Source organism: Paraburkholderia sp., assembly GCF_035501035.1.
Lineage (GTDB): Bacteria > Pseudomonadota > Gammaproteobacteria > Burkholderiales > Burkholderiaceae > Paraburkholderia.
In genome coordinates this window covers 1-3,475 of record NZ_DATJWR010000415.1, presented here as the reverse complement: position 1 = coordinate 3,475, position 3,475 = coordinate 1, and the positions used below count along the sequence as shown (strand labels likewise).

Annotated in this window: 4 protein-coding genes and 2 pseudogenes; 3 read left to right on the top strand and 3 right to left on the bottom strand. The window is 69.4% G+C overall.

All coding sequences use genetic code 11. The features are described 5' to 3' along the window. Both VMJ11_RS29725 and rfaE2 read left to right on the top strand, forming a co-directional pair. A pseudogene (locus VMJ11_RS29725) lies at positions 1-198 on the top strand (ferritin-like domain-containing protein); the annotation flags it as partial. Positions 199-344: 146 nt separating this feature from the next. Next, a complete protein-coding gene (rfaE2, locus tag VMJ11_RS29720; protein WP_325624374.1) occupies positions 345-836 on the top strand; it encodes a D-glycero-beta-D-manno-heptose 1-phosphate adenylyltransferase in 492 nt (163 codons plus the stop codon). 144 nt (positions 837-980) lie between these two features. Here rfaE2 and VMJ11_RS29715 read toward each other — a convergent pair whose 3' ends face one another. The 3 genes from VMJ11_RS29715 to VMJ11_RS29705 are packed head-to-tail and all read right to left on the bottom strand — an operon-like array spanning position 981 to position 2,978. Next, positions 981-1,220 carry a hypothetical protein gene (locus tag VMJ11_RS29715; RefSeq protein ID WP_325624373.1) on the bottom strand — a complete coding sequence of 80 codons (240 nt, stop codon included), beginning with the start codon at positions 1,218-1,220 and terminating at the stop codon, positions 981-983. A 49-nt stretch (positions 1,221-1,269) separates the two neighbouring features. Beyond that, positions 1,270-2,061 (bottom strand): type III pantothenate kinase, encoded by a 792-nt coding sequence (locus VMJ11_RS29710; protein ID WP_325624371.1) that lies wholly within the window; start codon positions 2,059-2,061, stop codon positions 1,270-1,272. Next, on the bottom strand, positions 2,058-2,978 hold the full coding sequence (locus VMJ11_RS29705) for a biotin--[acetyl-CoA-carboxylase] ligase (protein WP_325624370.1): 921 nt from the start codon (positions 2,976-2,978) through the stop codon (positions 2,058-2,060). The genes VMJ11_RS29710 and VMJ11_RS29705 overlap by 4 nt, the downstream gene beginning before the upstream one ends. A gap of 370 nt (positions 2,979-3,348) precedes the next feature. On the opposite strand from VMJ11_RS29705, the pseudogene VMJ11_RS34560 reads away from it, so the two are divergent. After that, positions 3,349-3,475, top strand: a pseudogene (locus VMJ11_RS34560) (ABC transporter permease); the annotation flags it as partial.

Sequence of the window (3,475 nt, the reverse complement as noted above, 5' to 3'; positions counted from 1 at the left end):
CCGGAATGGCTCGAGCGCTGGCTCGACGAGCAGATTCGCTTCGACGACGGCTGGGAAAAGAAGGTGATCGAGCGTATCCTGCACAACCTCTCGATCCTGTTCGAGCGCACGTTCAGCACGGCGCAGGAACTGAACCGCTATCGCAAGGAAGTGGTGCAGCGTCTGCAGGCCGAGCAGGGCACGCAGCAGCCGGCCTGACGCGCCGGCACGGCTTCACGCGTGCGCGCCCGCCGTGGCGCGCCGCGATCTGGACGGCCCGAAGCGCTTCTCGCGTGACGGGCCGTTTTCGTTGGCCGGCTTCCGTCCTTCGGTCAACGCCCGCTTTTTGATCCGAGTCTCCTCCCATGCCCGCTTCCTTCGAACGCAAGATCACGACCCGCGCGGCGCTCGCGCAACTGCGCGCCTCGCTGCCCGGCCCGGTGGTGTTCACCAACGGCGTCTTCGACATCCTGCATCGCGGGCACGTCACCTATCTCGCCGATGCGAAGGCGCTGGGCGCCACGCTGATCGTCGGTGTGAACAGCGACGCTTCGGTGAAGATGCTAGGCAAGGGCGACGACCGCCCCATCAACAACGAGAACGACCGCATGGCGCTGCTGGCGGCGCTGGAGAGCGTGGACTGGGTGGTGCAGTTCACCGAGCGCACGCCGGTCGAACTGATCGAGGCCGTGCATCCGGACATTCTCGTGAAGGGCGGCGACTACGACATGGACGTACTGCCCGAGTCGGCGCTGGTGCGGGGCTGGGGTGGCCGCGCGCTGGCGATTCCTTTCGAGCACGACCGCTCCACCACGCGGCTCCTGCAGAAGGTGCGCGCGCAGGAAGGTTCGAAGTAAGTCTTTGAGTCGAGTCCGCCGCGTGCGGACAGACAAGTGAAAACCGGCCGGAGCCCGCGCCGCCCCTGAAGAGGGCGAGCCAGGCTCCGGCCGGTTGCGTTTGTGGCTAACTAATGCCGCATGAGCGTGCGCAATGCGCTGCTCTTACTGCGACAGGCTCGACGCCTGCACGGCCGGTTGCGCTACTGGGCCGCCCACGGTCGCGACATCCGCCGACTCGGAGGGCCGGATGGGCCGCACCTGGAGCCGCTCCGGGTGGATCTGCCGGTTCAGGTGCTGGGTTTCGCGCGTGCCCGACGCGGGCGTCGGGCCGAACACGCCGCCAATGGCCGCGAAGGCCAGCAGGTTGGCAAGAATCAGGATGGCGATCAGCCAGCGCAGCATCGTGTGAAGCTCCGTCGATATCGTGGTTTCAGAGGAACGCGCGCCGCGCTCAGGACTGCGCCGCAATGCGAGCGAGCCCCGCGAGCACGAGCGCGTCGTGGCGAGTATGCGGCACCTTGAGCGCCGCTGTCACTTCCGCCGCCGCGCCGCCGCTCACCACGAGCCGCACCGGCGTGTTCCACGCAGCCTGCAAATCCGCCCAGGCGCGCTCGACGAGCGCCGCCTGCGCGAGCGCGCAGCCCGCCGAGATCGAGCGCCGCGTGTCAGTGGCGAACACTTCAAGAGGCGGCTGCGCATCGGGCATGCCGCCGCCGATCACGGGCAGTTGCGCCGTGTGCTCGCCCAGCGAGCGCATCATGAGCGTGAAGCCCGGCGCGATCAGGCCGCCCACGAAGGTGCCGTCCGCGCGCAGCGCTTCGAGCGTGGTGGCCGTGCCGAATGTCGCGACGAGGAGCGGCTCGCCCGGATACGCAGCGCGCGCGCCGATCATGCCGGCCCAGCGGTCGCTGCCGAGCGCGTCGGGCGTGGCATAGCCGTTCGTCACGCCGCACTGCTGCGCGCAGGCCCGCACGACGGTGCGCGAGAGACCCGGCCAGCGCGCCTCGACGAGCGCATCGAGCCGCTCGGCGACCGCCGCGCCCGCGACGTTGGAGATCCACGCGCTGCCGGGTCTCGGCAACGTCGACCATTCGATCGGGCTGACGTCGTCGCTCGCCTTGCCGCCATCGTCTCGCACGTGATCCATCGCGCCGGCATGCAAACGCGTGCCGTCGGGTGCGACGAGGGCCCATTTGATCCGGCTGTTGCCTGCATCGATCAGGAGGAAGGGGCCGCGGCTCATGCGCCGCCGTCCGCGAGCCGCAGCGACACGTCGCTGGTCGTGACGGTCTCGCGCCCGTTCGGCGTATCGACGAGCAACTGGCCGCGCTCGTCGACGCCGGCCGTCACGCCGCGCAGCAACTCCTTGCCCTGCTCGTAGATGGCGACCTCGCGGCCCGCATAGGCGTGGCACGCGTTCCAGCGCGCCTGGAAGGGCGCGAAGCCCGCCGCGCCGAAGCGCTGCAGCGCGGGTTCGAGCGCGTTGAGTTCGGCGGCGAGCGTGTCGGTGAGGTTGGCGTTCGGCCACGCGCGCGAGAGCGCCGTGGGCGCCGTGGGCGCCGTGCCGGGCACGGCCGCCGCGCTCCCGCTGGCGGCGTTGAGCGCCTCGACCTTCGCCGCGAGCGCGTCCGCGCCGCGAACGTTCGTGCCGATGCCGATCACCACAGCCGTGGCGTCGGCGGTGCTCCAGGCCGTCTCCACGAGGATGCCGACCAGCTTGTCGCCTTCGAGCAGCACGTCGTTCGGCCACTTGAGCGCGATCTGGCCGGGCGCGGCCACGGGCAGCGTGCGCAAGCCGTCGACCAGTGCCGAGCCAACGGCGAGGCTCAGGCCCGCGAGGCCTTCGAGCGGGCGCGGCAGCACGCAGGCGAGCGAGAACAGCAGGGCGTCGCCGGGCTGCGCGACCCAGCTGCGGCCGCGTCGGCCGCGGCCCGCGGTCTGCAGGTAGGCCACGCGCACGATCGGGCGCGCGAGCGCGTCGCGCTTTTGCGGCAGCGACTTCATGTGCGCCATGAGGTCGGCGTTGGTCGAGCCGGTTTCCTCGACGATCTCGATCGGCCAGTCGTTTGCGGCCGGGCCGAACAGCGTGATCGCGCGGTTGCGGTCGATGCGCCAGTCGCCGGCGCTCGGGGTATCGGGGGTGGGGGGCGTCGAGTTCATGCCTCGTATTGTAGTGGCTGGGGCGCGGGCAGCAGCGCCCAGCGCAGGCTTTCCCCCGATATGCAGGTCCAGAGCGCGGACCCAAAGCGCAGGCCCAAAACATAGACAATTCACAGCCCGCCCACAGCAAGTCCACAGCTTGTCCACGAATTCATCCACAGCCTCGGCCGGGCATCCTTCGTGTCGATTTCCGCGCAATCTGCTGAATTTTTGTGCAATTCACAGCGTACCCACAGGCAGTCCACAAGTTATCCAGAGTGTTACCCACAGCTTCGCTGTCGTTCACACGCACACAGTGCGCTTTCGGACCGCCGAAACAGGGCTCGTTCGCTACAATGTTCGCTCACCCCGCTGCCTCGAGTGCCCACCCTTGAATCAAGACATGCCGCCCGGCCTTGAAGTCACGGCCGGCATCCGCGGAAAGACCGTGCGCCTGTCCGGCCAGTGGACCGCACTCGCGCTCGCTCGCGATCGCGACCATGGCGGCGCGGCGCTGC

Coding starts and splice junctions, on each gene's coding strand:
- rfaE2 (WP_325624374.1), top strand. CDS start 345: ATGCCCGCTTCCTTCGAACGCAAGATCACGACCCGCGCGGCGCTCGCG.
- VMJ11_RS29715 (WP_325624373.1), bottom strand. CDS start 1,220: ATGCTGCGCTGGCTGATCGCCATCCTGATTCTTGCCAACCTGCTGGCC.
- VMJ11_RS29710 (WP_325624371.1), bottom strand. CDS start 2,061: ATGAGCCGCGGCCCCTTCCTCCTGATCGATGCAGGCAACAGCCGGATC.
- VMJ11_RS29705 (WP_325624370.1), bottom strand. CDS start 2,978: ATGAACTCGACGCCCCCCACCCCCGATACCCCGAGCGCCGGCGACTGG.